This is a genomic window from Streptomyces sp. NPDC005195, from assembly GCF_040608315.1.
Classification (GTDB): Bacteria; Actinomycetota; Actinomycetes; order Streptomycetales; family Streptomycetaceae; genus Streptomyces; species Streptomyces kaempferi.
Genome location: NZ_JBEXHZ010000365.1, coordinates 1 through 1256, shown reverse-complemented (window position 1 = coordinate 1256; position 1256 = coordinate 1). Strand labels below are relative to the sequence as shown.

Genomic DNA, 1256 nt, shown 5'->3' with positions numbered 1-1256 from the left:
GGATCCTGGTTCTCACGATGCAGGAGGATCCGGCGTTCGCCCGGGAGGCGCTACGCACGGGTGCGGCCGGTTACCTGCTCAAGGAGGCGGCCGCCGAGGAGCTGCGGGCCGCCGCGCACCAGGTCGCCGAAGGCGGGACGTACGTCCAGCCGGTGCTGGGGGCCAGGCTTGCCGTCGAGATGCCGGGACCTGCCGACGAGGAGTCGTTGACCGTCCGCGAGGCCGAGGTTCTGTCGCTGCTGGCGCTGGGCCACACCAACCTGGAGATCGCGCGGCATCTCTACGTCTCGGTCCGGACCGTGGAAACCCATCGTGCCCGCATTCGGGACAAGCTCGGCAAGGACACCCGGGCGGAACTCATCGCCGCGGCCCGCGAGCGCGGCCTGGTGGCATGAGCGGACCGCGCCAGGCCCGCTGGGGCCTCGCCCTGCAGGCGGCGGGAACCTGTCTGCTCGCGGCTGCCGTGGTTCTGGAGGTCACCGACCAGCCGCTGCCCTCCGAGCTGGCCCTCTCCCTCGCCGCGGCAACCCCGTTTCTCGGGGCGGCACCGCTCTACACCGCGGGCCGCCGGACCTGGATGGTGGTGGCCGGTGCCATCGCGCTCATGCTCGCCGTGGCCAGCCTGGTCCGCATCACCGAACAACCGTTGTTGAACGCCCTGCACGTGCTCCCGCTCCTCCTGGTCGTGTACACGGCCTCCACCATGCGCAGCGCGACCCACCGCGACCGGGGCCTCCAACGTGAACGGGTCCGGGCCCGCCACGACGGCGCGGAGCGCGAACGCAGCCGCTGGGCCCGTGAACTGCACGACGACACCCTCCAGGAACTCGGCGCCGTGCAGGTGGTGCTCTCCTCCGCGGCCGCCGACGGCCGACCCGAGGCCATGCGCAGCGCGATCGAGCAGGCACGCGCCCTGGTCGGCAACCAGATCACCTCGCTGCGCCACCTGATCACGGATCTGCGCCCCCTGGTCCTGGACGAACTGGGACTGCGCGCCGCCCTGGAGGCACTGTGCCGTCGCACCTCGGAGACCTTCGGTATCCGCGTCGATCTGCGGATCGATCCGCAGCAGTCCGACTTCAGCGACCGGCTGAGCTCAGATGCACAGGCCCACGTGTACCGCATCGTGCAGGAGGCCTTGACCAACGCGGTGAAACACGCACGGCCGACACGGATCACCGTCGGTGTGAGGGCCGACCGGCATGAGATGACCCTGACCGTAGCCGACGACGGGCAAGGAATGCCCCAGCCCCCGG

2 protein-coding genes are annotated in these 1256 nt (G+C 71.0%); both read left to right on the top strand.

Annotated features, from left to right (window positions below):
- The coding region (locus ABZV34_RS39695) for a response regulator transcription factor (RefSeq protein ID WP_356288241.1) at positions 1-395 on the top strand (395 nt) is incomplete at its 5' end.
- On the top strand, positions 392-1256 hold an 865-nt coding region (locus ABZV34_RS39690), incomplete at its 3' end, for a histidine kinase (protein WP_356288238.1). The genes ABZV34_RS39695 and ABZV34_RS39690, both read left to right, overlap by 4 nt.